This is a genomic window from Enterobacter sp. T2 (assembly GCF_010692925.1).
GTDB classification, from domain to species: domain Bacteria; phylum Pseudomonadota; class Gammaproteobacteria; order Enterobacterales; family Enterobacteriaceae; genus Enterobacter; species Enterobacter kobei.
Genome location: NZ_CP048736.1, coordinates 1,559,083 through 1,584,571 on the forward strand (window position 1 = coordinate 1,559,083; position 25,489 = coordinate 1,584,571).

Sequence of the window (25,489 nt, forward strand, 5' to 3'; positions counted from 1 at the left end):
TTTTGCAGGTGACGTTATAAGAAATTAGACATCTGCATGTTACACGCGAGCAAAAATAAAGGCGACCTGTGGCCGCCTTTATTTACGTTTGTTACTGACTTGTAAAGATTATTTACCTTGTTCAGCCAGTCCATCAAGATAGCGTTCTGCGTCCAGCGCGGCCATACAGCCGGTGCCCGCAGAGGTGATCGCCTGACGGTAAATATGGTCCATCACGTCACCAGCAGCGAACACGCCAGGGACGCTGGTTTGAGTTGCATTACCGTGAATACCAGACTGCACCTTGATGTAGCCGTTTTCCAGTTCCAGCTGACCTTCGAAGATAGCGGTATTCGGGCTGTGACCGATTGCCACAAACAGGCCAGCCACGTCCAGCGTTTCGACGTTATCGGTGTTCTGGGTGTCACGAATGCGCAGTCCGCCAACGCCCATCTGATCGCCCGTTACTTCTTCCAGGGTGCGATTGGTGTGCAGCACGATGTTGCCGCTCGCCACTTTATCCATCAGACGTTTGATCAGGATCTTCTCGGCGCGGAAAGTGTCACGACGGTGGATCAGGTGCACTTCAGAGGCGATGTTTGCCAGGTAGAGCGCTTCTTCCACGGCGGTGTTGCCGCCGCCGATAACCGCGACTTTCTGGTTGCGATAGAAGAAACCGTCGCAGGTTGCGCAGGCAGAGACGCCGCGGCCTTTAAACGCTTCTTCAGACGGCAGACCGAGGTAGCGGGCAGAGGCGCCGGTGGCGATAATCAGCGCGTCACAGGTGTACTCGCCGCTGTCACCCGTCAAGCGGAACGGACGGTTCTGAAGATCGACCTTGTTGATATGGTCGAACAGGATTTCAGTTTCGAATTTCGCGGCATGCTCGTGCATGCGCTCCATCAGCAGCGGCCCGGTCAGGTCGTTCGGGTCGCCCGGCCAGTTTTCCACTTCTGTGGTGGTGGTCAGCTGACCGCCTTTTTCCATACCGGTGATCAGTACCGGTTGCAGGTTAGCGCGTGCAGCATAGACCGCCGCGGTATATCCCGCAGGTCCGGAACCAAGGATTAGCAACTTACTGTGTTTGGTCGTGCCCATGAGATCCCCATTGTTGTTGGCAGGCAATGGGCTGGATTGTAGGGAATTTGTTGCCGTAAAAAAAGAGCACTGGAGTTTTGCTTTCGATATATGCAATAGCTACGCCCGATGGATATGACGCAGTGTTATCACGTCTGCTGCTGAAAATCGCGCGTTTATAAGTCAGTAAAATGAGGATTAATACCCCTCCGTAATGAATATCCGGCATCTTGTACTAAAAATCGATGTTTTGCTTTGACAATCCCCTGCGCTTTTGCGAAAACATTCAAGGAAGAAAAAAAACCGCGTTAACCGTATGCCGCATAGGCATGCACGTAAATGCCATTTTTACCGTGTCAGTGAAATCTACGCATGGCGTGGACAGACGCCATACGTGATGTCGGTGACGGCCTTCGGGCAACGGTCTTCTTACCAATAGAACCCGAATCCGCATCGCGTCAAATACATAACCAGGCGATGTGATGACTAACGGGTACAGGCTCTGAACAGTGATGTGCACAGGGTCCAGGCAGGAGTAGGGAAGGAATACAGAGAGACAATAATAATGGTAGATAGCAAGAAGCGCCCTGGCAAAGATCTCGACCGTATCGATCGTAACATTCTTAATGAATTGCAAAAGGATGGGCGTATTTCCAACGTCGAGCTTTCAAAACGTGTGGGTCTTTCCCCGACGCCGTGCCTTGAGCGTGTGCGCCGACTGGAAAGACAGGGTTTTATTCAGGGCTATACGGCTCTGCTGAACCCGCATTATCTGGATGCCTCACTTCTGGTATTTGTTGAGATTACTCTGAATCGTGGTGCACCGGATGTGTTTGAGCAATTTAACGCCGCTGTACAAAAACTTGAAGAAATTCAAGAGTGTCACCTGGTGTCCGGTGATTTCGACTACCTGTTGAAAACCCGTGTGCCTGATATGTCCGCCTACCGTAAGCTGCTGGGGGAAACCCTGCTGCGTCTGCCAGGCGTGAACGACACCCGTACTTATGTGGTGATGGAAGAGGTCAAACAGAGCAATCGTCTGGTTATTAAGACGCGCTAACACGGAACAGGTGCAAAATCAGCGTAGTTTGATTACACTCCTGTTAATCCATACAGCAACAGTGCCGGGGAGTCCCGGCGCTGTTGTCCGTTTTAGCAAACAGGCAGGATATGCCTGATACCTGGAGAGCCTTTCTTGAGCCAGGAATACACTGAAGACAAAGAAGTCACACTATCGAAGCTAAGCAGCGGACGTCGTCTCCTCGAGGCTTTGCTGATTGTTATTGCCCTTTTTGCCGTCTGGCTGATGGCAGCCTTACTCAGTTTCAACCCTTCCGATCCCAGCTGGTCACAAACCGCATGGCATGAACCTATCCATAATTTAGGTGGTGTACCCGGTGCCTGGCTTGCGGACACGCTCTTTTTCATATTCGGTGTGATGGCCTACACCATTCCCGTCATTATCATCGGCGGATGCTGGTTTGCATGGCGTCATCGTCAGAACGATGATTACATCGACTATTTTGCGGTTTCCCTGCGCCTGATTGGCGCGCTGGCACTGATCCTCACCTCCTGCGGGCTGGCGGCGATTAACGCCGATGACATCTGGTACTTCGCCTCCGGCGGGGTCATTGGTAGCCTGCTCAGTTCTGCGTTACAGTCCATGCTGCACAGCAGCGGTGGCACGCTGGCGCTGCTGTGCATCTGGGCGGCAGGATTGACGCTGTTTACCGGCTGGTCATGGGTGAGCATTGCCGAAAAAATCGGCAGCTTTATTCTCACGATCCTGACGTTCGCCAGCAACCGGACCCGCCGCGACGATACGTGGGTCGATGATGACGACTATGAAGAGGAATACGAAGAGGAAGACGAGGCCCCGGTACAGCGTCGTGAATCTCGTCGTGCCCGTATTCTGCGCGGTGCCCTGGCGCGTCGCCAGCGCGTCGCGGAAAAATTTGCCAACCCGCTTGGACGCAAAACGGATGCCGCGCTCTTCTCCGGTAAACGTATGGATGAAGACGAGCAGGTTGAGTACCGCGCCGCGGGTGCCGCTGTCGATCCTGATGATGTGCTGTTCTCCGGCAGCCGTGCTACCCCGGGTGAATTTGACGAATACGATCCGCTGCTGAACGGCCATTCGGTCACCGCACCGGTTGCGGCAGCCGCAGCCGCCACGACGGCCGCGCAGGCGTATGCCGCGCCTGTCGAAGCCGTGATGCCATCCGCGCCGGTTCCACCACCAGAATCCGTTATTCAGCAGCCAAACGTTGCGTGGCAGACCGCGCCCGGTGTTCATACGCCGGAGCCCGTCATCGCGCCTGAACCTGAAAGCTATATTCCTGTGCAGCAGGAACCGTGGCAGCAGCCTTACCAGCCGCCGCAACCTGAGTATGAACCGCAGCACTATGAGCAGCCTGTGGCCCAGCCGTATCAGGAATATGTGCCTGAACCGGTTGAACCTGCGCAGCCATATGCAGAGCCTCAGCCTGAACCTGAGGTGATGGAAGAGGTGAAACCGTCTCGTCCGCCAATGTACTATTTTGAAGAAGTTGAAGAACGCCGCGCCCGTGAACGCGAGCAGCTGGCGGCCTGGTATCAGCCTGTGCCTGAACCCGCGCAGGAGCCCGTTACGAAGGCACCTTCAGTTTCGGTTCCGCCGGTCGACGCGACGCCTGCGGTTGCACCTGTCGCCGAAAGCGTGAAGCAGGCCACCGTGGCCGCTGCTGCTGCCGCACCTGTCTTCAGCCTGGCAACGGGTGGCGCACCGCGTCCTCAGGTGAAAGAGGGGATTGGTCCACAGTTGCCACGCCCTAACCGCGTTCGCGTTCCTACCCGTCGTGAACTTGCCTCTTACGGCATCAAACTGCCATCCCAGCGTATGGCCGAAGAAAAAGCACGTGAGTCGGACTACGAAGATGACGCAGATGACATGCAGCAGGACGAACTGGCTCGCCAGTTCGCGGCACAGCAGAATCAGCGCTACGGTGAAGAATACCAGCACGATGAGCCCGCTCTGGACGATGAAGATGAAGCTGCAGAGGCAGAGTTAGCGCGTCAGTTCGCGGCAACGCAACAGCAGCGCTACTCCGGGGAACAGCCAACGGGTGCCAACCCGTTCTCATTGTCTGATTTCGAGTTCTCACCAATGAAAGACCTGGTGGATGATGGTCCGAGTGAGCCTTTATTTACCCCGAGCGTGATGCCTGAAGCTGAACCTGTGCGTCAGCAGCCTGCTCCGCAGGCCTACGCGCAGCCGCAACAACCGGTTCAGCAGCCGTATGCTCAACCGCAGCAGCCACAACACCAGCCGCCGCAGTTTCAGCAGCCAGCGCCACAGCCACAGGAGAGCCTGATTCACCCGCTGCTGATGCGTAACGGTGACAGCCGTCCGTTGCAGCGTCCAAGCACGCCGCTGCCGTCACTGGATCTGCTGACGCCACCTCCTGCTGAAGTCGAGCCGGTTGATACTTTTGCTCTGGAGCAGATGGCCCGTCTGGTGGAAGCCCGTCTGGCTGACTTCCGCATTAAGGCGGATGTGGTGAACTACTCCCCGGGTCCGGTCATCACCCGTTTCGAACTGAACCTGGCGCCGGGCGTAAAAGCCGCGCGTATTTCTAACCTGTCTCGTGACCTGGCGCGTTCTCTGTCGACCGTGGCGGTGCGTGTAGTGGAAGTGATTCCGGGTAAACCGTACGTGGGTCTTGAACTGCCGAACAAAAAACGTCAGACCGTCTACCTGCGTGAAGTGCTGGACAACACCAAGTTCCGTGATAACCCATCCCCACTGACCGTCGTGCTGGGTAAAGATATCGCCGGCGATCCGGTGGTGGCAGACCTCGCGAAAATGCCTCACCTGCTGGTGGCCGGTACGACCGGTTCCGGTAAGTCCGTCGGGGTGAACGCCATGATCCTCAGCATGCTCTACAAAGCGCAGCCGGAAGATGTGCGTTTCATCATGATCGACCCGAAAATGCTCGAACTGTCCGTCTACGAAGGTATCCCGCATCTGCTGACGGAAGTGGTCACCGACATGAAAGACGCTGCCAACGCCCTGCGCTGGAGCGTCAACGAGATGGAACGCCGCTACAAGTTGATGTCTGCATTGGGCGTGCGTAACCTGGCCGGTTATAACGAGAAAATCGCCCAGGCGATGCGCATGGGACGTCCGATTCCGGATCCTTACTGGAAGCCGGGCGATAGCATGGATGCCCAGCATCCGGTGCTGGAAAAACTGCCTTATATCGTCGTGCTGGTGGATGAGTTTGCTGATCTGATGATGACCGTCGGTAAGAAGGTGGAAGAGTTGATTGCTCGTCTGGCTCAGAAAGCGCGTGCGGCCGGTATTCACCTTGTGCTGGCCACCCAGCGTCCTTCGGTGGACGTTATTACGGGTCTTATCAAAGCGAACATTCCGACGCGTATCGCCTTTACCGTATCAAGTAAAATTGACTCCCGTACCATTCTTGACCAGGGCGGCGCAGAGTCGCTGCTGGGTATGGGGGACATGCTCTATTCCGGCCCGAACTCCACCTCTCCGGTGCGTGTCCACGGTGCGTTCGTCCGCGATGAAGAAGTTCACGCCGTCGTGCAGGACTGGAAAGCACGCGGTCGCCCACAATATGTGGACGGTATTACCAGCGATACGGAAAGCGAAGGTGGCGGCGGTGGCTTTGACGGCGGCGAAGAGCTGGATCCGTTATTCGATCAGGCGGTTAATTTCGTCACCGAAAAACGTAAAGCCTCGATCTCTGGCGTCCAGCGTCAGTTCCGCATTGGCTATAACCGCGCGGCGCGTATCATCGAACAGATGGAAGCCCAGGGCATCGTGAGCGAGCAGGGGCATAACGGTAACCGCGAGGTGCTGGCGCCGCCGCCGTTTGATTAACCTTCAGCGATTGCAAAGAAGGGTAAATCAGCCAAAATTAAGCATTTTCTTCTGTCGCCTGCCTTCGGGCAGGTCCAGAATAGATGACGGAAACCCCATTTCGGGAAGACGTATTTTAAGGAATAACAATGAAAAAAATCGCCATCGCCTGTGCATTACTCACCAGTTTTGTTGCCAGCAGCGTCTGGGCTGATGCGGCCAGCGACCTTAAAAGCCGACTGGATAAAGTGAGCAGCTTCCACGCCAGCTTCACGCAGAAAGTGACTGACGGCAGCGGCAACGCGGTGCAGGAAGGTCAGGGAGATTTGTGGGTAAAACGCCCGAATCTGTTTAACTGGCACATGACTCAGCCGGATGAGAGCATCCTGGTCTCTGACGGTAAAACACTGTGGTTCTTCAACCCGTTCGTTGAGCAGGCCACGGCAACCTGGTTGAAAGATGCCACCAGCAATACGCCCTTTATGCTGATCGCCCGCAACCAGGCCAGCGACTGGCAGCAGTACAATATTAAGCAGAACGGTGATGAGTTTGTCCTGACGCCGAAAGGCAGCAACGGCAACCTGAAGCAGTTCACCATCAACGTCAGCACCAACGGGACCATCAATCAGTTCGGCGCGGTTGAGCAGGACGATCAGCGCAGCAGCTACCAGCTCAAGTCTCAGCAGAACGGCGCCGTGGATGCATCGAAATTCACCTTCACCCCGCCGCAGGGCGTAACGGTGGACGACCAACGCAATAAGTAAGAGGCATGAGTGAGCAATCTGTCGCTCGATTTTTCAGATAATGCGTTTCAACCTCTGGCCGCTCGTATGCGGCCAGAAAATTTAGCGCAGTACATCGGCCAGCAGCACCTGCTGGCTGCGGGGAAACCCTTGCCGCGGGCCATTGAGGCCGGGCATTTGCACTCCATGATCCTCTGGGGACCACCCGGGACCGGTAAAACGACCCTCGCTGAAGTGATTGCCCGCTATGCCAACGCTGACGTCGAACGTATCTCGGCGGTCACGTCCGGCGTAAAGGAGATCCGCGAGGCAATCGAGCGCGCGCGCCAGAACCGTAATGCCGGGCGCCGCACCATCCTCTTTGTCGACGAAGTTCACCGCTTCAACAAGAGCCAGCAGGATGCTTTTCTGCCGCATATCGAAGACGGCACAATTTTCTTCATCGGCGCGACCACCGAAAACCCCTCGTTTGAACTGAATTCGGCGCTGCTCTCTCGCGCCCGCGTTTACCTGCTCAAATCCCTGACCACCGAGGATATCGAAAAGGTTCTGACCCAGGCGATGGACGATAAAGCACGCGGCTACGGCGGGCAGGATATCGTTCTGCCTGACGAAACGCGCAGGGCGATTGCGGAGCTGGTTAACGGCGATGCACGCCGCGCGCTGAATACCCTGGAAATGATGGCCGATATGGCCGAAGTGGATGATGCCGGAAAGCGGGTGCTGAAGCCGGAACTCCTGACCGAAATTGCCGGTGAGCGCAGCGCGCGTTTTGATAATAAAGGCGATCGTTTCTACGATCTGATCTCGGCGTTGCATAAGTCCGTCCGCGGCAGCGCCCCGGATGCGGCGCTTTACTGGTACGCGCGCATAATCACCGCGGGTGGCGATCCGCTGTACGTAGCGCGCCGCTGTCTGGCCATTGCCTCAGAAGATGTCGGCAATGCTGACCCGCGCGCCATGCAGGTTGCCCTTTCTGCCTGGGACTGCTTTACCCGCGTGGGCCCGGCAGAAGGCGAGCGTGCGATTGCGCAGGCGATTGTCTATCTGGCCTGCGCGCCGAAAAGCAATGCTGTCTATACCGCGTTTAAGGCCGCGATGTCGGACGCACGTGAACGCCCGGATTACGATGTGCCGGTTCATCTGCGCAACGCGCCAACCAAACTGATGAAGGAGATGGGCTACGGGCAGGAGTATCGCTATGCACATGACGAGCCCAACGCCTATGCCGCCGGGGAGGAGTATTTTCCGCAGGAAATGGCACAAACCCGCTATTATCACCCTACAAACAGAGGTCTTGAGGGCAAGATTGGTGAAAAGCTCACCTGGCTCGCCGGACAGGATCAAAATAGCCCTATAAAACGCTACCGTTAGTTCGATCGTTGCGGTAATGTTGGCATAGTATCCTTGTGACCGCAGGCTGTGGTCACATTTTCCTATTTTAATTCGATAAGCACAGGATAAGCATGCTCGATCCCAATCTGCTGCGTAATGAGCCAGACGCAGTCGCTGAAAAACTGGCACGCCGGGGCTTTAAGCTGGATGTAGATAAGCTGCGCGCTCTTGAAGAGCGTCGTAAAGTTCTGCAGGTACAAACTGAAAATCTGCAGGCAGAGCGTAATTCTCGATCGAAATCCATTGGCCAGGCGAAAGCGCGCGGGGAAGATATTGAGCCATTACGCCTGGAAGTGAACAAACTGGGTGAAGAGCTGGATCAGGCGAAAGCCGAGCTGGACGTTCTTCAGGCCGAAATTCGCGATATTGCGCTGGCAATCCCGAACATTCCTGACGACAGCGTGCCTGTCGGCAAAGACGAGAACGACAACGTTGAAGTGAAACGCTGGGGTACGCCTCGCGAGTTCGACTTCGAGGTGCGCGATCACGTCACGCTGGGCGAAATGCACGCGGGTCTGGACTTTGCGGCCGCGGTTAAGCTGACCGGTTCTCGCTTCGTGGTGATGAAAGGCCAGATTGCCCATCTGCACCGTGCGCTGGCCCAGTTCATGTTGGATCTGCACACCGAGCAGCACGGTTACAGCGAAACCTACGTCCCGTATCTGGTCAACCACGATACGCTGTACGGCACGGGTCAGCTGCCGAAATTTGCCGGCGACCTGTTCCATACCCGTCCGCTGGATGAAGAAGCAGACAGCAGCAACTATGCGCTGATCCCTACCGCAGAAGTGCCGCTGACTAACCTCGTGCGTGATGAGATCATCGACGAAGACGAACTGCCGATCAAACTGACCGCACACTCTCCGTGCTTCCGTTCTGAAGCGGGATCTTATGGCCGCGACACCCGTGGTCTGATCCGTATGCACCAGTTCGATAAAGTCGAGATGGTGCAGATTGTTCGTCCGGAAGACTCCATGAACGCGCTGGAAGAGATGACGGGTCACGCCGAGAAAGTCCTCGAGCTGCTGGGCCTGCCGTATCGTCGTATGGCGCTGTGTACCGGTGATATGGGCTTTGGTGCCTGCAAAACCTTCGACCTGGAAGTGTGGGTACCTGCGCAGAACACCTACCGTGAAATCTCCTCCTGCTCTAACGTCTGGGATTTCCAGGCGCGCCGCATGCAGGCACGCTGCCGCAGTAAATCTGACAAGAAAACCCGTCTGGTGCATACCCTGAACGGCTCTGGTCTGGCTGTGGGGCGTACGCTGGTTGCCGTGCTGGAAAACTATCAGCAGGCAGATGGCCGTATTGAGATCCCTGAAGTGCTGCGCCCATACATGAAAGGTCAGCAGTACATCGGCTAAATATGTGCCTCAAAACAAAAAAAGCGCCTTCGGGCGCTTTTTTTATGCCTGTGAATTGATACGACGCAATACCCCCTGCCTCTAAAGTAGTAATACTCCTCCGAATGAAAGTCAGCAGAAAAAGCTGATAACGAATAATTTCGTTATATATAAAACTACATAGCGGTTTGTGCCGCCTCTCTTTTCTTTGTGAGCAACCAAAGTGAGTCTCTATGAAAATCAACGCGCCTGAAGAATTGCTGGCTGCCGAGGTCACTCGCCGTGGTTTGATGAAAACCACGGCAATAGGCGGCCTGGCTGTAGCCAGCAGCGCTTTCACGCTCCCTTTTACCCGACTGGCGTCAGCGGCGGATGCACTATCCCCGGTCTCAGTCCCGGAAAAAGTGGTGTGGAGTGCCTGTACGGTAAACTGCGGTAGCCGTTGCCCGCTGCGTATGCACGTAGTGGATGGCGAAATAAAATATGTCGAAACCGACAATACCGGGGACGATAACTACGAAGGGTTACACCAGGTTCGCGCCTGTCTGCGTGGCCGCTCCATGCGTCGTCGCGTCTATAATCCGGATCGTCTTAAGTACCCAATGAAGCGCGTGGGTAAACGTGGGGAAGGGAAGTTCGAGCGCATTAGCTGGGATGAAGCCTACGATATTATCGCCACCAATATGCAGCGGCTGATCAAAGAGTATGGCAACGAATCCATCTACCTGAACTACGGTACCGGAACGCTGGGCGGCACGCTAACCCGCTCCTGGCCACCGGGAAAAACGCTGGTGGCGCGTCTGATGAACTGCTGCGGCGGTTATCTTAACCACTATGGTGACTACTCCTCTGCACAAATCGCCGCAGGACTGAATTACACCTACGGTGGCTGGGCAGACGGCAACAGCCCGTCTGATATCGAAAACAGCAAGCTGGTCGTTCTGTTCGGGAACAATCCGGGTGAAACGCGTATGAGCGGCGGCGGGGTGACCTACTACCTCGAACAGGCGCGTGCTAAATCCAATGCCCGCATGATCATTATCGATCCGCGCTATACCGACACCGGTGCAGGACGCGAAGATGAGTGGATCCCAATCCGCCCAGGTACCGATGCCGCGCTGGTCTCCGCGCTGGCGTGGGTGATGATCACTGAAAATCTCGTCGATCAGCCGTTCCTGGATAAATACTGCGTCGGTTATGACGAGAAAACCCTGCCAGCCAGTGCCCCAGCTAATGGCCACTACAAGGCGTATATTCTCGGTCAGGGCAGCGACGGCGTGGCGAAAACGCCGGAGTGGGCGTCCACCATCACCGGTATTCCGGTCGAGCGTATTGTTCAACTGGCGCGTGAGATTGGCTCAGCCAAACCGGCCTATATCAGCCAGGGGTGGGGACCGCAGCGTCATGCGAACGGTGAAATTGCCACCCGCGCAATCTCCATGCTCTCCATTCTGACCGGCAACGTGGGTATTCATGGCGGTAACACTGGTGCGCGTGAAGGCTCATATGAAGTCCCGTTTGAACGTATGCCAACGCTGGACAACCCGGTGCAAACCAGCATTTCCATGTTTATGTGGACCGATGCGATTGAACGTGGCCCGGAAATGACCGCCTTGCGCGACGGCGTGCGCGGTAAGGACAAGCTGGACGTGCCGATCAAGATGATCTGGAACTACGCCGGTAACTGTCTTATCAACCAGCATTCGGAAATCAACCGCACTCATGAAATCCTGCAGGACGACAAGAAGTGCGAGATGATTGTGGTGATCGACTGCCACATGACCTCCTCGGCAAAATACGCCGACATTCTGCTGCCGGACTGCACCGCGTCTGAGCAGATGGACTTCGCGCTGGATGCCTCCTGCGGCAACATGTCTTACGTGATCTTCACCGATCAGGCGATCAAACCGCGCTTCGAGTGCAAAACCATCTATGAGATGACCTCCGAGCTGGCGAAGCGTCTGGGCGTTGAGCAGCAGTTTACCGAGGGACGTACTCAGGAAGGCTGGATGCGCCATCTGCATGAACTCTCCCGCAAAGCCATCCCAGACCTGCCGGATTTCGATACCTTCCGCAAGCAGGGCATGTACAAACAGCGCGATCCTGAAGGGCATCACGTTGCCTACAAAGCGTTCCGCGAAGATCCGCAGGCGAACCCGCTGACTACGCCATCGGGCAAAATTGAAATCTACTCCGAAGAACTGGCAAAAATTGCGTCTACCTGGGAGCTGCCGGAGGGGGACGTTATCGATCCGCTGCCGATCTACACGCCAGGATTCGAAAACTATAACGATCCGCTCACGGCGAAATTCCCGCTGCAGTTGACCGGTTTCCACTATAAAGCGCGCGTTCACTCCACCTACGGTAACGTCGACGTTCTGAAAGCCGCCTGCCGCCAGGAGATGTGGATCAACCCGATGGATGCGAAAGCGCGTGGCATTAACAATGGCGATCGCGTGCGCATCTTCAACGGCCGCGGTGAGGTACACATTGAAGCCAAAGTCACGCCACGCATGATGCCAGGCGTCGTGGCGCTGGGAGAAGGGGCATGGTACAGCCCTGATGCCAACCGCATCGATCAGGCAGGCAGCATTAACGTACTGACCACGCAGCGTCCGTCGCCGCTGGCGAAAGGCAACCCGTCTCACACAAACCTTGTTCAGGTTGAAAAGGTTTAAGGAGTAACCGATGACAACCCAGTATGGATTTTTCATTGATTCCAGCCGTTGCACCGGGTGCAAAACCTGCGAGCTGGCCTGTAAAGATTACAAAGATCTCACCCCAGACGTGAGTTTCCGTCGCATCTACGAATACGCCGGAGGCGACTGGCAGGAAGATAACGGTGTCTGGCATCAGAACGTGTTTGCCTATTACCTGTCGATTGCCTGTAACCACTGCGAAGACCCGGCCTGTACGAAGGTCTGTCCGAGCGGGGCGATGCACAAGCGTGAAGACGGTTTCGTGGTCGTGGATGAAGATGTTTGTATCGGCTGCCGCTACTGCCATATGGCCTGCCCGTACGGCGCGCCTCAGTACAATGCCGCCAAAGGGCATATGACCAAGTGCGACGGCTGCCACTCTCGCGTCGCGGATGGCAAAAAACCGATCTGCGTCGAGTCCTGTCCGCTGCGCGCGCTGGACTTTGGCCCTATTGAAGAACTGCGTCAAAAACATGGTCAGCTTGCTGCGGTAGCACCGCTGCCGTCTGCGCACTTCACGAAGCCAAGTATTGTGATTAAACCTAACGCCAACAGCCGTCCTACAGGTGATACCACCGGCTACCTGGCAAACCCGAAGGAGGTGTGAGATGGGAAGTGGATGGCATGAATGGCCGCTGATGATCTTCACGGTCTTTGGTCAGTGCGTGGCGGGTGGCTTCATCGTGCTCGCGCTGGCACTGCTGAAAGGTCAACTCACTGCTGAACAGCAGCAGCGTTTAGTGTTGAGCATGTTTGGCCTGTGGGTGCTGATGGGGATTGGTTTTATCGCCTCTACGCTGCACCTGGGCTCACCAATGCGCGCGTTTAACTCGCTTAACCGCGTGGGGGCATCGTCCCTCAGTAACGAGATTGCCAGCGGGGCGATTTTCTTCGCCATCGGCGGGCTGGGCTGGTTGCTGGCAGCGCTTAAAAAATTGCCTGCAGGTCTGCGTAGCCTCTGGCTGATCGTGACCATGGTGCTGGGCGTGGTGTTTGTATGGATGATGGTGCGTGTCTATAACACCATTGATACCGTCCCTACCTGGTACAGCGTCTGGACGCCAATGAGCTTCTTCCTGACGATGTTTATCGGCGGGCCGCTGCTCGGCTATCTGCTGTTGCGCGTGGCGGGGGTAGACGGCTGGGCAATGCGTTTGCTGCCAGCCGTATCGCTGCTGGCGCTGGTAGTGAGTGCAATCGTTGCTCTGATGCAGGGTGCTGAGCTGGCCACAATTCATAGCTCCATTCAGCAGGCCTCTGCGCTGGTGCCGGATTACGGTTCTCTGATGGCCTGGCGTATCGTGCTGCTGGTAGCGGCGTTGGTATTCTGGATCGCGCCTCAGCTAAAAGGCTACCAGCCTGCTCTGCCGTTGTTATCACTGGCCTTTGTGCTGGTGCTGGCAGGGGAGTTGATTGGTCGTGGCGTCTTTTATGGTCTGCATATGACGGTCGGTATGGCCATCGCCAGCTAATCTTATTTTTTGTTATAAAAAGCCGGGACATAGCGCCCGGCTTTTCTTTTTTCATTCATGAAATTTTTCGACTGATGTTTTGTTTTAATTTTTACCATTAATAAATAAAAACAGAGACATAATTAATATCTATAGCAGGCACTGCATTAGCAGGATAAGTTTTTTAAATCGACAGGGAACATATCGTGCGAGCCGGCTAAATCAGTGGATTGACTTTGTTTTTGCCAGTGGCATGATGCGCACGAAATCTGAACTTCCTCACGGTTTTTAATCCATGACCACCTATACCCGGCCAGTGCTACTGTTGCTCTGTGGCCTGCTTCTGCTGACCCTGGCGATTGCAGTGTTGAATACGCTCGTCCCGCTGTGGCTCGCCCATGAAAACTTACCAACCTGGCAGGTGGGTATGGTTAGCTCGTCTTTTTTCACCGGGAACCTGCTGGGCACATTATTAACCGGTAGTCTGATTAAACGCTTTGGCTTTAATCGCAGCTATTATCTGGCTTCGCTGATTTTCGCCGCCGGGTGTGCCGGGTTGGGCCTGATGGTCGGCTTCTGGAGCTGGATGGCGTGGCGCTTTATCGCCGGTGTCGGTTGCGCGATGATTTGGGTGGTTGTTGAAAGTGCGCTGATGTGCAGCGGTACGTCACGTAACCGCGGACGCCTGCTGGCAGCCTATATGATGGTTTACTATGTGGGCACCGTGCTGGGACAACTGATGGTCAGCAAACTGCCAACGGACCTGATGAGCGTGCTGCCATGGGTAACCGGTATGGTGCTGGCGGCGATCCTGCCGCTGCTCTTTACGCGTATCGTGAACCAGAAAAGTGAGCATCAGGAAGCGACCCACATCTGGCCGATGCTGAGGCTGCGCCAGGCGCGTCTGGGAGTTAATGGCTGTATTATCTCGGGGATTGTTCTGGGCTCGCTCTATGGTCTTATGCCGCTCTACCTGAACCATCAGGGCGTCAGCGATGCCGGGATTGGTTTCTGGATGGCGGTCATGGTGAGCGCGGGGATTGTCGGACAGTGGCCGATTGGCCGCCTGGCCGATCGCTTCGGTCGCCTGCTGGTGCTGCGCGTTCAGGTCTTTGTGGTGATCATGGGCTGTCTTGCTATGCTCAGCAACGCCGCGATGGCCCCAGCGCTGTTTATCCTTGGGGCAGCGGGGTTCACGCTTTATCCGGTCGCGATGGCGTGGGCCTGTGAGAAAGTTGAACATCACCAGCTGGTGGCGATGAACCAGGCGCTGTTATTAAGCTATACCATCGGCAGCCTGCTGGGACCAACATTTACCGCGATGCTGATGCAGAGTTATTCTGACAATTTGCTGTTTATCATGATCGCCAGCGTGTCGTTTATTTATCTCTTAATGCTGCTGCGCAAAGCAGGCGAGCATCCAACGCCTGTGGCGCACGCCTGATTAAATAAAAGCCTGTCAATGACAGGCTTTTTTGTCCCTGTCATATATAAGACTTTTACGTATTGTTTGTTTTCCCCGCCCGGCGATAATTCAAATGAGTTCTACCACTAAAAGGCAACAATCATGTCTAAACGTCGTTTTTCCACTACCGCACTTGCCGTAGTGTTGTCTTTAACGTTTGCAGCGGCTCCGGTCATGGCTAATCCAGGAAACGGGAATGGCGGTGGTCACGGCAACGGTGGCGGACAAGGTAATGGCGGCAATCATGGTAACGGGAACTCTGGTAACCATGGTAATAAGCAAAATAGCGGTCAGGATAACCCAGGGAAATCTGATAAGAGCTTTAAAAGCAGCAAAGATGTCGGCAATGATGTTGACGCTCGCGTGAGCTTCGATCATGCCCGTCACCTGGCACTGAATTACGGCTTAACGGGCTATGAGTCTCTGCCTCCGGGTATTGCGAAAAACCTGGCCCGCGGTAAACCACTTCCTCCGGGTATTGCGAAGAAAACCGTGCCAGCCTCTATGCTTGGCCAGCTTCCATCCTACCCAGGTTATGAATGGCGCGTGGTGGGTGACGATCTGGTCTTAATTGCGCTGAGTACGGCGATTGTGACTTCCGTTATTAACGGCGTCTTTAAATAGAATTTAAAAAGGCCCGGTTCTCACCGGGCCTTTTCTTTAATACATGACCTTGTGGCCATACTGCTCAAGAATACCTTTCACGCGCTCCATCGTCTCTTTTTTCGGTGGCTTCACGCCATCAAGTTTGTACTCTTCACCCATCGCCACCCATTTATGTTTGCCGAGTTCGTGATAGGGCAGAAGCTCAATTTTCTCGACGTTGCCCATGTCGCGGGTAAATTCCCCCAGGCGGTGCGCAGAGTCGTCATCATCTGACCAGCCGGGAACAACAACATAGCGGATCCAGGTTTTGATGCCTTTGTCGGCAATGTATTTCGCAAATTCCAGCGTACGGTGGTTGGAAACGCCAACCAGATTCTGGTGGATCTCATCATTCATCTGTTTGAGATCGAGCATCACCAGATCGGTCACTTCGAGCAGTTCATCAATAACCGGATCGTAGCGGCGCACGAAGCCGTTGGTATCGAGACAGGTGTGAATGCCTTCCTTGCGGCAGGCGCGGAACCAGTCGCGGACAAATTCAGCCTGAAGAATGGCTTCGCCGCCGGATGCGGTCACGCCGCCGCCGGACGCGTTCATAAAGTGGCGATAGGTCACCACCTCTTTCATCAGATCTTCCACGGTGACTTCTTTCCCACCATGAGTGTCCCACGTGTCGCGGTTGTGGCAGTACAGGCAGCGCATCAGGCAGCCCTGGAAGAAGGTAATAAAGCGGATACCCGGGCCATCGACGGTGCCACAGGATTCAAAGGAGTGAATGCGACCAATAGTTGACATTGCGGTGAGATCTCCGAATTTGGCCCATCCGGGGGCCTATGTAGTTGCACAGCTCAAAGGCTATGTCGAGTCTGTTTTGGCTGTTATCCATTCAGTATAGATAGCGGACAAAAGAGACTGATGAAGCGAGGGTGTTAAAAAGGCCCCACTTGCGTGGAGCCTTTATTGTACGCCTTTTAACGCGTGATTTCAGTCAATTCCACTTACATGGACTGAGTGAAAGTACGGGTGATAACGTCCTGCTGCTGTTCTTTAGTCAGGGAGTTAAAACGTACTGCGTAGCCAGATACACGGATGGTCAGCTGAGGATATTTCTCAGGATGTTCCATCGCATCGAGCAGCATTTCACGGTTCATTACGTTCACGTTCAGGTGCTGACCACCTTCGATGGACGCTTCGTGGTGGAAGTAACCATCCATCAGACCCGCGAGGTTAGTTTTACGCACTTCGTCATCTTTACCCAGCGCGTTTGGCACGATGGAGAAGGTATAAGAGATACCATCTTTCGCGTAGGCAAACGGCAGTTTAGCAACGGAGGTCAGAGAGGCTACCGCACCTTTCTGGTCACGACCGTGCATTGGGTTAGCACCTGGTCCGAATGGCGCGCCAGCACGACGACCGTCTGGGGTGTTACCGGTTTTCTTACCATACACAACGTTAGAAGTGATGGTCAGAACAGACTGAGTCGGGATAGCGTTACGGTAGGTAGTCAGTTTCTGAATTTTCTTCATGAAACGTTCTACCAGGTCAACCGCCATGTCATCAACGCGAGCGTCGTTGTTACCAAACTGCGGATACTCGCCTTCGATTTCGAAGTCTACAGCCAGGCCGTCTTCGTCACGAATTGGTTTAACTTTCGCGTATTTGATTGCAGACAGGGAGTCAGCAGCAACGGACAGACCTGCGATACCACACGCCATGGTGCGGATAACGTCACGGTCGTGCAGCGCCATCAGAGAGGCTTCGTAGCTGTACTTGTCGTGCATGTAGTGGATAACGTTCAGCGCAGTGACGTACTGTTTAGCCAGCCAGTCCATGAAGTGATCCATACGTTCCATGACTTCGTCATAGTTCAGCACGTCGCCTTTGATTGGCTCAGACTTAGGACCCACCTGCATTTTCAGTTTTTCATCAACGCCGCCGTTGATTGCGTACAGCATGGTTTTCGCCAGGTTTGCACGCGCACCGAAGAACTGCATTTGTTTACCAACAACCATTGGGCTTACGCAGCAAGCGATAGCGTAATCGTCGTTGTTGAAGTCCGGACGCATCAGGTCATCGTTCTCGTACTGCAGAGAAGAGGTGTCGATGGACACTTTAGCGGCGAATTTCTTGAAGTTCAGAGGCAGTTTTTCAGACCACAGAACGGTGATGTTCGGCTCCGGAGAAGGACCCATGGTGTACAGGGTGTTCAGGAAGCGGAAGCTGTTTTTGGTGACCAGCGTACGGCCGTCAACGCCCATACCACCGATAGATTCGGTTGCCCAGATTGGGTCACCAGAGAACAGTTCATCGTATTCTGGGGTACGCAGGAAGCGAACCATACGCAGTTTCATGACCAGGTGGTCAATCATTTCCTGAGCGTCTTGCTCGGTGATTTTACCTGCTTTCAGGTCACGTTCGATGTACGCATCCAGGAAGGTGGATACGCGGCCGAAGGACATTGCTGCACCATTCTGAGACTTAACAGCGGCCAGGTAGCCGAAGTAGGTCCACTGGATAGCTTCCTGGGCGTTGGTTGCAGGACCAGAGATATCGCAGCCGTATTTAGCCGCCATCTCTTTGATCTGACCCAGCGCACGGTGCTGTTCAGCAATCTCTTCACGCAGACGGATAGTTGCTTCCAGGTTTACGCCGTTTTCCAGGTCAGACTGCAGGGAAACAAACTGCGCGTATTTGTCTTTCATCAGGAAGTCGATACCGTACAGCGCAACGCGACGGTAGTCACCAATGATACGGCCACGGCCATACGCATCTGGCAGACCAGTCAGAACGCCAGATTTACGGCAGTTCAGAATGTCTTTGGTGTAAACATCGAATACACCCTGGTTGTGGGTTTTACGGTATTCGGTGAAGATTTTTTTCAGCATTGGGTCCAGCTCGCGGTTATACGCTTTGCAGGAACCTTCAACCATTTTGATACCACCGAACGGGATGATTGCGCGTTTCAGTGGTGCTTCAGTCTGCAGACCAACGATTTTCTCAAGGGCTTTGTTGATATAGCCAGCATCGTGAGAAGTGATGGTGGAAGCAACGGAGGTGTCAAAATCAACTGGCGCGTGAGTGCGGTTTTCCAGTTTAACGCCTTCCATTACGCTGTCCCACAGCTTGGTGGTCGCGTCAGTTGCGCCAGCCAGGAAGGATTCGTCACCTTCATACGGGGTATAGTTTTTCTGAATGAAGTCACGGACGTTGACTTCATTCTGCCAGTCACCTTTCGCAAAACCTTCCCAGGCTGTGGCTAACTTTTCATTAAGCTCGGACATGTAACACCTACCTTCTTAAGTGGATTTTTTATTTACTGCCTGAGATAACCATCAATGATGGTCGTCGCCACGCAGGTAAATGACCCAGTATGTCAACCCAACTAACAGACCCCCACCGATAATGTTCCCGATAGTGACGGGGATCAGGTTATCAGTAATGAAATTCATAATAGTCAGGTGAGAGAAACTTTCCGGGGATGAACCAATTGCGGTCCAGAACTCCGGGCTTGCAAAGTTGCGGATAACAATCCCCATCGGGATCATGAACATATTCGCAATACTGTGCTCAAAGCCGCTGGCAACAAACATCGCAACCGGCAGAACCATAATCATGGCTTTATCCATCAGGCTACGACCAGAATAGCTCATCCAGACCGCCAGGCAGACCATCAGGTTTGCAAGGATGCCGAGAGCAACGGCTTCGATAAATGTGTGGTGCATTTTGTGGTCGGCGGTTTGCAGGACGTTAAGCCCCCAGCCGCCGTTGGCGGTCATGTACTCGCCAGAAAGCCACATCAACAGAACAAAGAGCAGACAGCCAATCAGGTTGCCAACGTAGACGTTAAGCCAGTTGCGCGCCAGTTGACCCCAGGTAATTCTTCCGCTGGCTTTTGCCACGACAATCAGCACCGTTGAGGTGAAGAGGTCGGCACCGCAGATGACGCAAAGAATCAGACCCAGTGAGAAGCAAATGCCGCCAATCAGTTTGGCCATGCCGAAAGGCATTCCGGCAGTACCGGTGGTGGCGGTGATGTAGAAGACGAAAGCGATTGAGATGAACACACCAGCAGTAATCGCCAGATAGAACGTCTTCATCGGGTGTTTCGTTGCTTTATAGACACCCGCTTCTTCGGCAACTTTTGCCATCGCGGCGGGGAGTAAAAGATCAAAAGGGTTGTCAGCTTTCACACTAACTCTCTCTTTATTAAGTCGGCGACGAGATACTAACAAAGCATTATAGAAGAGAAATTGATATAGATCATATCTCGCCTGGCTTATAGGCCCGCAGTGTGTATGGTTTTACAGCAAATGCGGAGTAAGTGATTGATTATCCGTATAAAAATAAATTTTAAAAGTTATGAAAAGAGTTGAATTATTTCGTTCGGCCCCCTCCGAAACAGTTAATTAATATGGAGTATTTACCATAAAAAGTAACAATAAAGCCCGGGTAAAGATTATTATATTTACCCATGTTTAACTTTATTATTACAATCAGCAATCATTACCGAAAAAAATAAAAAACGGGGCAATGAAATTGCCCCGTAATATAGCCCAGACGATTGAATACGCCTACTGCTGCTAATGTTATATGCGCTTATTTTGACCAGTAAGCGGCTTTTGCTTTCTGCAGCTTTTCATAGGCCTTGAGCAGCGACTGATGCGCCGGGAAGGCTTTCAGATCGCTGTCCACGGCCTGCAGACCGTAGAATGGCTCTTCACCGCTGAGCGCCGCGCTGGCGGCTTCAACCGCTTCAGCACCGTACATACGCACGAAAGCGTTCAGGTATTGCAGTGGCTCGCGATCCTCTTCCTGCGAAAGCAGTAGCAGGGTTTGCAGGCAACGGTAATAGTTGGTGCGCTCGGCAGAGAAGACCGACTGGTTGAATTCCATCGTCCATTCCGTCCAGGCCAGGGCCTGATCCAGATCGCCGCCAGCCAGCGCCAGCATCGCTTTCAGCTCCCCGATACGCAGGGTATACCAGCCGTTGTCTTTACCCGTCGCCAGGCCCAGCAGTTCACGCACGCGAGTGAAATCATCGTGACCTTCTTCGTCCAGTTGGGCGATCAGGTTCAGATAATCCTCTTTTTCCCACTCGCTGCCTGGCAGAGCAAGCAGGGTTTCGCGCAGGTGCGCGCCCATGCTGTTGTTCGCCAGCCACAGATCTTCAGCAGGGTAGATGTCGGACATGCCCGGCACAATGATGCGGCATGCGTAAACGCCCAGGTGTTCGTAGTCGGCAATGTAGACTTCCTGATCTTCGGCGTTAAAGATGGCCATCAGCGTGGCGAACTCTTCTTCCGTGGTGCCGGCAAAGCTCCAGTCTACGAACGGATAGTCTGCGTCCTGCTTAAACATATCCCAGGAGATCAGGCCGCTGGAATCGATGAAGTGGGTTTCGAGGTTGGTATGCTCCGCCACTTCTTCATCGTCAAAGGTTGGCGGTGTGAAGACGTCGAGATCTTTCAGGCTACGGCCCTGCAGCAGTTCGGTGACGGTACGCTCCAGCGCCACGCCGAAGTCAGGGTGCGCGCCGAAGGAGGCGAAGCAGGTGCCGTTTTCTGGGTTAAACAGCACCACGCAGATCACCGGATATTTTCCGCCCAGTGAGCCATCGTAGGCGAAGATTGGGAAACCTTCCGCTTCGAGTTTGGCAATGGACTCCACCACGCCCGGGTAGCGCGCCAGCACGTCGGCCGGAATTTCAGGCAGGCTGATAGATTCGGCAATAATGCGGTTTTTAATGTGACGCTCGAACACTTCTGACAAGCCCTGAACGCGCGCTTCGTTGCGGGTGTTACCGGCGGACATGCCGTTAGACACATACAGGTTGCCGACGATGTTCATCGGAATATACACGGTCTGCTCGTCAGACTGGCGGGTGAACGGCAGGGCGCAGATACCACGATCTTCGTTACCAGACTGCAGATCGATCAGCATGCTGGCGGTCAGTTCGTTTTCTGGATCGTAGAACGCACGCAGGCGGGCGTCGAGAATACCTTCCGGCAGTTCATCGTCTTCGGTCAGCGGGAACCATTTTTCGTTCGGATAGTGAACGAATGGGCCGTTAGCGATGGTTTCGCCCAACCAGAAGTCAGCGAAGAAATAGTTGGTGGACAGACGCTCAAAATACTCACCCAGCGCGGAGGCCAGTGCCGCTTTTTTAGTCGCGCCTTTCCCGTTGGTAAAGCACAGGGCACACTCTTTGTCGCGAATATGGACGGACCAGACATGGGGCACCGGATTGAGCCAGGAGGCATCTTCGATGTTAAAACCCAGGTCGGTCAGTTTCTGCTGGAAGCGAGCGATGGAATCTTCCAGAGCGGCGTCTTTGCCGGGGATAAACGTTTGAGTCATGGCGTTCACTTTTATCGTACGTAAAGCGCGCAATGATACGGGTTTTGCGTGACGGGTGCTATCTTCGGCGAAAATAAAAGGCTGGGCTATGCTTAGTGGCAGTAACTGACTGTTAAGGCATAGAAAAATGAAAGCATTTGATCTCCAGCGGATGGCGTTTGATAAAGTTCCCCCCGAGTTTTTAGGCGAAGTGGCTTTGCGGAGCCTGTATACCTTCGTTCTTGTCTTTCTGTTTCTTAAGATTACTGGCCGTCGCGGTGTGCGGCAGATGTCGCTTTTTGAAGTGTTAATCATCCTCACGCTGGGGTCAGCGGCGGGGGATGTCGCCTTTTATGACGATGTGCCGATGGTGCCGGTCTTTATCGTCTTTGTCTCGCTGGCGCTGCTGTACCGCCTTGTGATGTGGCTGATGTCGAAGAGCGAAAAGCTGGAAGATCTGCTGGAAGGGAAGCCTGTGGTGATTGTCGAAGACGGACAGTTGGCCTGGGAAAATGTGCAAAGTGCCAATATGACCGAGTTCGAATTTTTTATGGAATTGCGTCTGAACAGCGTCGAACAACTCGGACAGGTGCGTCTGGCCATTATGGAAACGAACGGTCAAATCAGCGTGTATTACTATCATGATGACGAGGTGAAGCCGGGGTTATGCATCCTGCCGGATATGCTCATTGAGCGATACAAAACCGTCCCCGATACGGGCGAGTATGCCTGTATAAAATGTAGTCATGTGGTGGTGATGAAGGCAGGCGATCATCAATTATGCCCTCGCTGTACGAATCCAGAATGGACGAAGGTTAGCCGGGCTAAACGGATCACTTGACAGCCATTTTGTCGGTTTTGTCCTGGCGAGGCGGCAGATTGTTTTGTGTGATGTGAGCCACATTTCACGGGTCATAAGTTTTAGACATTGCGGCGCGTGTCACTGAATGATAAAACCGATATCCACAGTTATAACTTATGGCTTTTAGCGTGGTGAGGGGAAATGGCTCAAGTCTTTAATTTCAGTTCAGGTCCGGCGATGTTACCGGCAGACGTGCTTAAACAGGCTCAACAGGAACTTTGTGACTGGAACGGTCTCGGTACGTCGGTGATGGAAATCAGCCACCGTGGTAAAGAGTTTATTCAGGTGGCGGAAGAGGCAGAAAAGGATTTTCGCGATCTGCTGAATATTCCCTCGAACTACAAAGTATTGTTCTGTCACGGCGGCGGACGCGGCCAGTTTGCTGGCGTACCGCTGAATATCCTTGGCGATAAAACGACGGCTGACTACGTTGATGCGGGCTACTGGGCGGCAAGCGCCGTTAAAGAAGCGCACAAATACTGCACGCCGAACGTTATCGACGCCAAAGTGACCGTTGACGGTCTGCGCGCCGTGAAGCCCATGAGCGAATGGCAGCTTTCTGATAACGCAGCCTATCTCCACTACTGCCCGAACGAAACTATCGACGGGATTGCCATCGACGAGACGCCAAACTTCGCCAGCGATGTTGTGGTTGCCGCCGACTTCTCCTCCACCATTCTTTCTGCCCCGATTGATGTCAGCCGCTACGGCGTTATCTATGCAGGCGCACAGAAAAATATCGGTCCTGCGGGCCTGACAATCGTCATTGTACGTGAAGATCTCCTGGGGAAAGCCCATAAGTCTTGCCCGTCAATACTCGACTACACCGTGCTGAACGATAACGACTCCATGTTCAACACGCCACCGACGTTTGCCTGGTACCTCTCGGGCCTGGTCTTCAAATGGCTGAAGCAAAACGGCGGTGTGGCGCAGATGGACAAGGTCAATCAGCAGAAAGCTGAACTGCTGTACGGCGTGATCGACAAAAGCGATTTCTACCGTAACGATGTGGCGAAAGCTAACCGCTCCCGCATGAACGTGCCGTTCCAGCTGGCAGACAGCAACCTGGACAACGTGTTCCTGAAAGAGTCCTTCGCGGCAGGTCTGCACGCGCTGAAAGGTCATCGTGTGGTGGGGGGGATGCGTGCCTCTATTTATAACGCGATGCCGCTGGAAGGGGTTAAAGCTCTGACCGATTTCATGATCGACTTCGAACGTCGCCACGGTTAATCGCGCTGTTTCCACCCCCGTAGCCCTGCTGCGGGGTTTTTATTATGTTGAGTTGAGAGTTAAGTTTCATGGAATCCCTGACGTTACAACCTATCGCGCGGGTAGATGGCACCATCAATCTGCCTGGTTCAAAAAGTGTCTCGAACCGCGCTCTGCTGCTGGCAGCTCTGGCAAACGGCACCACCGTCCTTACAAACCTGCTGGACAGCGATGACGTACGCCACATGCTCAATGCGCTGAAAGCGTTGGGTGTTCATTACACTCTCTCTGACGATCGTACCCGCTGTGAAGTGACCGGCAACGGCGGCGCGCTGCGTTCGGGTGAAGAGCTCGAGCTGTTTCTGGGCAACGCGGGTACCGCGATGCGTCCATTGGCGGCGGCGCTGTGTCTGGGCAGCAATAACATCGTGCTGACCGGCGAGCCGCGCATGAAAGAGCGTCCGATCGGCCATCTGGTCGATGCCCTGCGTCAGGGTGGCGCGCAGATTGAGTATCTTGAGCAGGAAAATTATCCGCCACTGCGTCTGCGCGGGGGCTTTAGCGGCGGTGACGTCGAGGTGGACGGTAGCGTTTCCAGTCAGTTCCTGACGGCCCTGCTGATGACCGCGCCGCTGGCACCGCAGGATACGGTTATCACGATTAAAGGTGAGCTGGTCTCCAGACCGTACATTGATATCACGTTGCACCTGATGAAAACCTTCGGCGTCGAGGTCGAAAACCAGTCTTATCAGCGTTTTGTGGTGCGTGGGGCACAGCAGTATCAGTCTCCGGGTAATTACCTGGTTGAAGGCGATGCGTCATCGGCCTCTTACTTCCTGGCTGCGGGCGCGATCAAAGGCGGCACCGTGAAGGTGACCGGTATTGGCCGCAACAGCATGCAGGGCGACATCCGTTTTGCCGACGTGCTGGAGAAAATGGGCGCCACTGTCACCTGGGGCGATGACTTCATCTCCTGTACCCACGGCGAGCTGAATGCCATTGATATGGACATGAACCACATTCCGGATGCGGCGATGACCATTGCCACGGCTGCGCTGTTTGCCAAAGGCACCACCACGCTGCGTAACATCTACAACTGGCGCGTGAAAGAGACTGACCGTCTGTACGCGATGGCGACCGAGCTGCGTAAAGTGGGGGCTGAGGTGGAAGAAGGCGAAGACTACATTCGCGTCACCCCTCCGGCAAAACTGCAGTTCGCAGAAATTGGCACCTACAACGATCACCGTATGGCGATGTGCTTCTCGCTGGTGGCGCTGTCCGACACGCCTGTGACCATTCTTGACCCGAAATGTACGGCGAAAACTTTCCCGGACTACTTCGAGCAGCTGGCGCGCATCAGTACGCTGGCCTGATAGCGTTATGCCGCATCCTTCGATGCGGCATTTCCTTACGCTTCCTGACGAACACTTCCGCTCATTTCTTCTACACTCTGCTTCAAT

18 protein-coding genes are annotated in these 25,489 nt (G+C 54.3%); 13 read left to right on the forward strand and 5 right to left on the reverse strand.

Going from position 1 to position 25,489, the window contains the following annotated elements:
* Positions 1-108: 108 nt before the first annotated feature.
* A complete protein-coding gene (gene trxB, locus G0034_RS07370) occupies positions 109-1,077 on the reverse strand; it encodes a thioredoxin-disulfide reductase (RefSeq protein WP_014883202.1) in 969 nt (322 codons plus the stop codon).
* A 544-nt stretch (positions 1,078-1,621) separates the two neighbouring features.
* Between trxB and lrp the strand changes: the two genes are divergently transcribed.
* The 10 genes from lrp (at position 1,622) to G0034_RS07420 (ending at position 15,640) form a co-directional block, all read left to right on the forward strand.
* Positions 1,622-2,116, forward strand: a complete 495-nt coding sequence (lrp, locus tag G0034_RS07375) for a leucine-responsive transcriptional regulator Lrp (protein WP_000228469.1) — start codon at positions 1,622-1,624, stop codon at positions 2,114-2,116.
* A 135-nt stretch (positions 2,117-2,251) separates the two neighbouring features.
* On the forward strand, positions 2,252-5,941 hold the full coding sequence (locus G0034_RS07380; protein WP_179120679.1) for a DNA translocase FtsK 4TM domain-containing protein: 3,690 nt from the start codon (positions 2,252-2,254) through the stop codon (positions 5,939-5,941).
* Positions 5,942-6,069: 128 nt separating this feature from the next.
* On the forward strand, positions 6,070-6,684 hold the full coding sequence (gene lolA, locus G0034_RS07385; protein ID WP_014883204.1) for an outer membrane lipoprotein periplasmic chaperone LolA: 615 nt from the start codon (positions 6,070-6,072) through the stop codon (positions 6,682-6,684).
* Between the two features lie 9 nt (positions 6,685-6,693).
* Positions 6,694-8,037, forward strand: coding sequence for a replication-associated recombination protein RarA (gene rarA / locus G0034_RS07390; RefSeq protein WP_023338207.1), 1,344 nt, complete (start codon positions 6,694-6,696; stop codon positions 8,035-8,037).
* Between the two features lie 92 nt (positions 8,038-8,129).
* Positions 8,130-9,422: a serine--tRNA ligase gene (gene serS / locus G0034_RS07395; protein WP_179120680.1), complete on the forward strand. Its 1,293-nt coding sequence runs from the start codon at positions 8,130-8,132 to the stop codon at positions 9,420-9,422.
* 212 nt (positions 9,423-9,634) lie between these two features.
* Positions 9,635-12,079, forward strand: coding sequence for a dimethylsulfoxide reductase subunit A (gene dmsA, locus G0034_RS07400; RefSeq protein WP_087529469.1), 2,445 nt, complete (start codon positions 9,635-9,637; stop codon positions 12,077-12,079).
* A gap of 10 nt (positions 12,080-12,089) precedes the next feature.
* Entirely contained in the window at positions 12,090-12,707 is a 618-nt protein-coding gene (locus G0034_RS07405) for a DMSO/selenate family reductase complex B subunit (RefSeq protein WP_014883208.1), read from the forward strand.
* Between the two features lies 1 nt (position 12,708).
* Complete coding sequence (locus tag G0034_RS07410; RefSeq protein ID WP_014883209.1) at positions 12,709-13,572, forward strand: dimethyl sulfoxide reductase anchor subunit family protein; 864 nt, start codon at positions 12,709-12,711, stop codon at positions 13,570-13,572.
* A 274-nt stretch (positions 13,573-13,846) separates the two neighbouring features.
* A complete protein-coding gene (locus G0034_RS07415; protein WP_014883210.1) occupies positions 13,847-14,995 on the forward strand; it encodes an MFS transporter in 1,149 nt (382 codons plus the stop codon).
* A gap of 123 nt (positions 14,996-15,118) precedes the next feature.
* A complete protein-coding gene (locus G0034_RS07420) occupies positions 15,119-15,640 on the forward strand; it encodes an anti-virulence regulator CigR family protein (RefSeq protein ID WP_023332541.1) in 522 nt (173 codons plus the stop codon).
* Between the two features lie 36 nt (positions 15,641-15,676).
* Here the strand turns inward: G0034_RS07420 and pflA are convergent, their stop codons facing one another.
* From pflA to ycaO, 4 genes are all read right to left on the reverse strand, one after another.
* Positions 15,677-16,417 (reverse strand): pyruvate formate lyase 1-activating protein, encoded by a 741-nt coding sequence (gene pflA / locus G0034_RS07425; protein WP_014883212.1) that lies wholly within the window; start codon positions 16,415-16,417, stop codon positions 15,677-15,679.
* 203 nt (positions 16,418-16,620) lie between these two features.
* Entirely contained in the window at positions 16,621-18,903 is a 2,283-nt protein-coding gene (gene pflB / locus G0034_RS07430; protein ID WP_023338210.1) for a formate C-acetyltransferase, read from the reverse strand.
* A gap of 51 nt (positions 18,904-18,954) precedes the next feature.
* Positions 18,955-19,812: a formate transporter FocA gene (focA, locus tag G0034_RS07435; protein ID WP_032637072.1), complete on the reverse strand. Its 858-nt coding sequence runs from the start codon at positions 19,810-19,812 to the stop codon at positions 18,955-18,957.
* Between the two features lie 406 nt (positions 19,813-20,218).
* Entirely contained in the window at positions 20,219-21,979 is a 1,761-nt protein-coding gene (ycaO, locus tag G0034_RS07440; protein ID WP_286079236.1) for a 30S ribosomal protein S12 methylthiotransferase accessory factor YcaO, read from the reverse strand.
* A 127-nt stretch (positions 21,980-22,106) separates the two neighbouring features.
* Here ycaO and G0034_RS07445 point away from each other — a divergent pair, with 127 nt between their 5' ends.
* The 3 genes from G0034_RS07445 to aroA all read left to right on the forward strand — a co-directional run bounded on the left by G0034_RS07445 (position 22,107) and on the right by aroA (position 25,402).
* Positions 22,107-22,799 (forward strand): DUF421 domain-containing protein, encoded by a 693-nt coding sequence (locus tag G0034_RS07445; RefSeq protein ID WP_023332544.1) that lies wholly within the window; start codon positions 22,107-22,109, stop codon positions 22,797-22,799.
* Between the two features lie 162 nt (positions 22,800-22,961).
* A complete protein-coding gene (gene serC, locus G0034_RS07450; protein WP_023332545.1) occupies positions 22,962-24,050 on the forward strand; it encodes a 3-phosphoserine/phosphohydroxythreonine transaminase in 1,089 nt (362 codons plus the stop codon).
* A 68-nt stretch (positions 24,051-24,118) separates the two neighbouring features.
* The gene (gene aroA / locus G0034_RS07455) at positions 24,119-25,402 is read left to right on the forward strand and encodes a 3-phosphoshikimate 1-carboxyvinyltransferase (protein WP_045282258.1); all 1,284 of its coding nucleotides are present in this window, start codon (positions 24,119-24,121) and stop codon (positions 25,400-25,402) included.
* Positions 25,403-25,489: the final 87 nt, after the last annotated feature.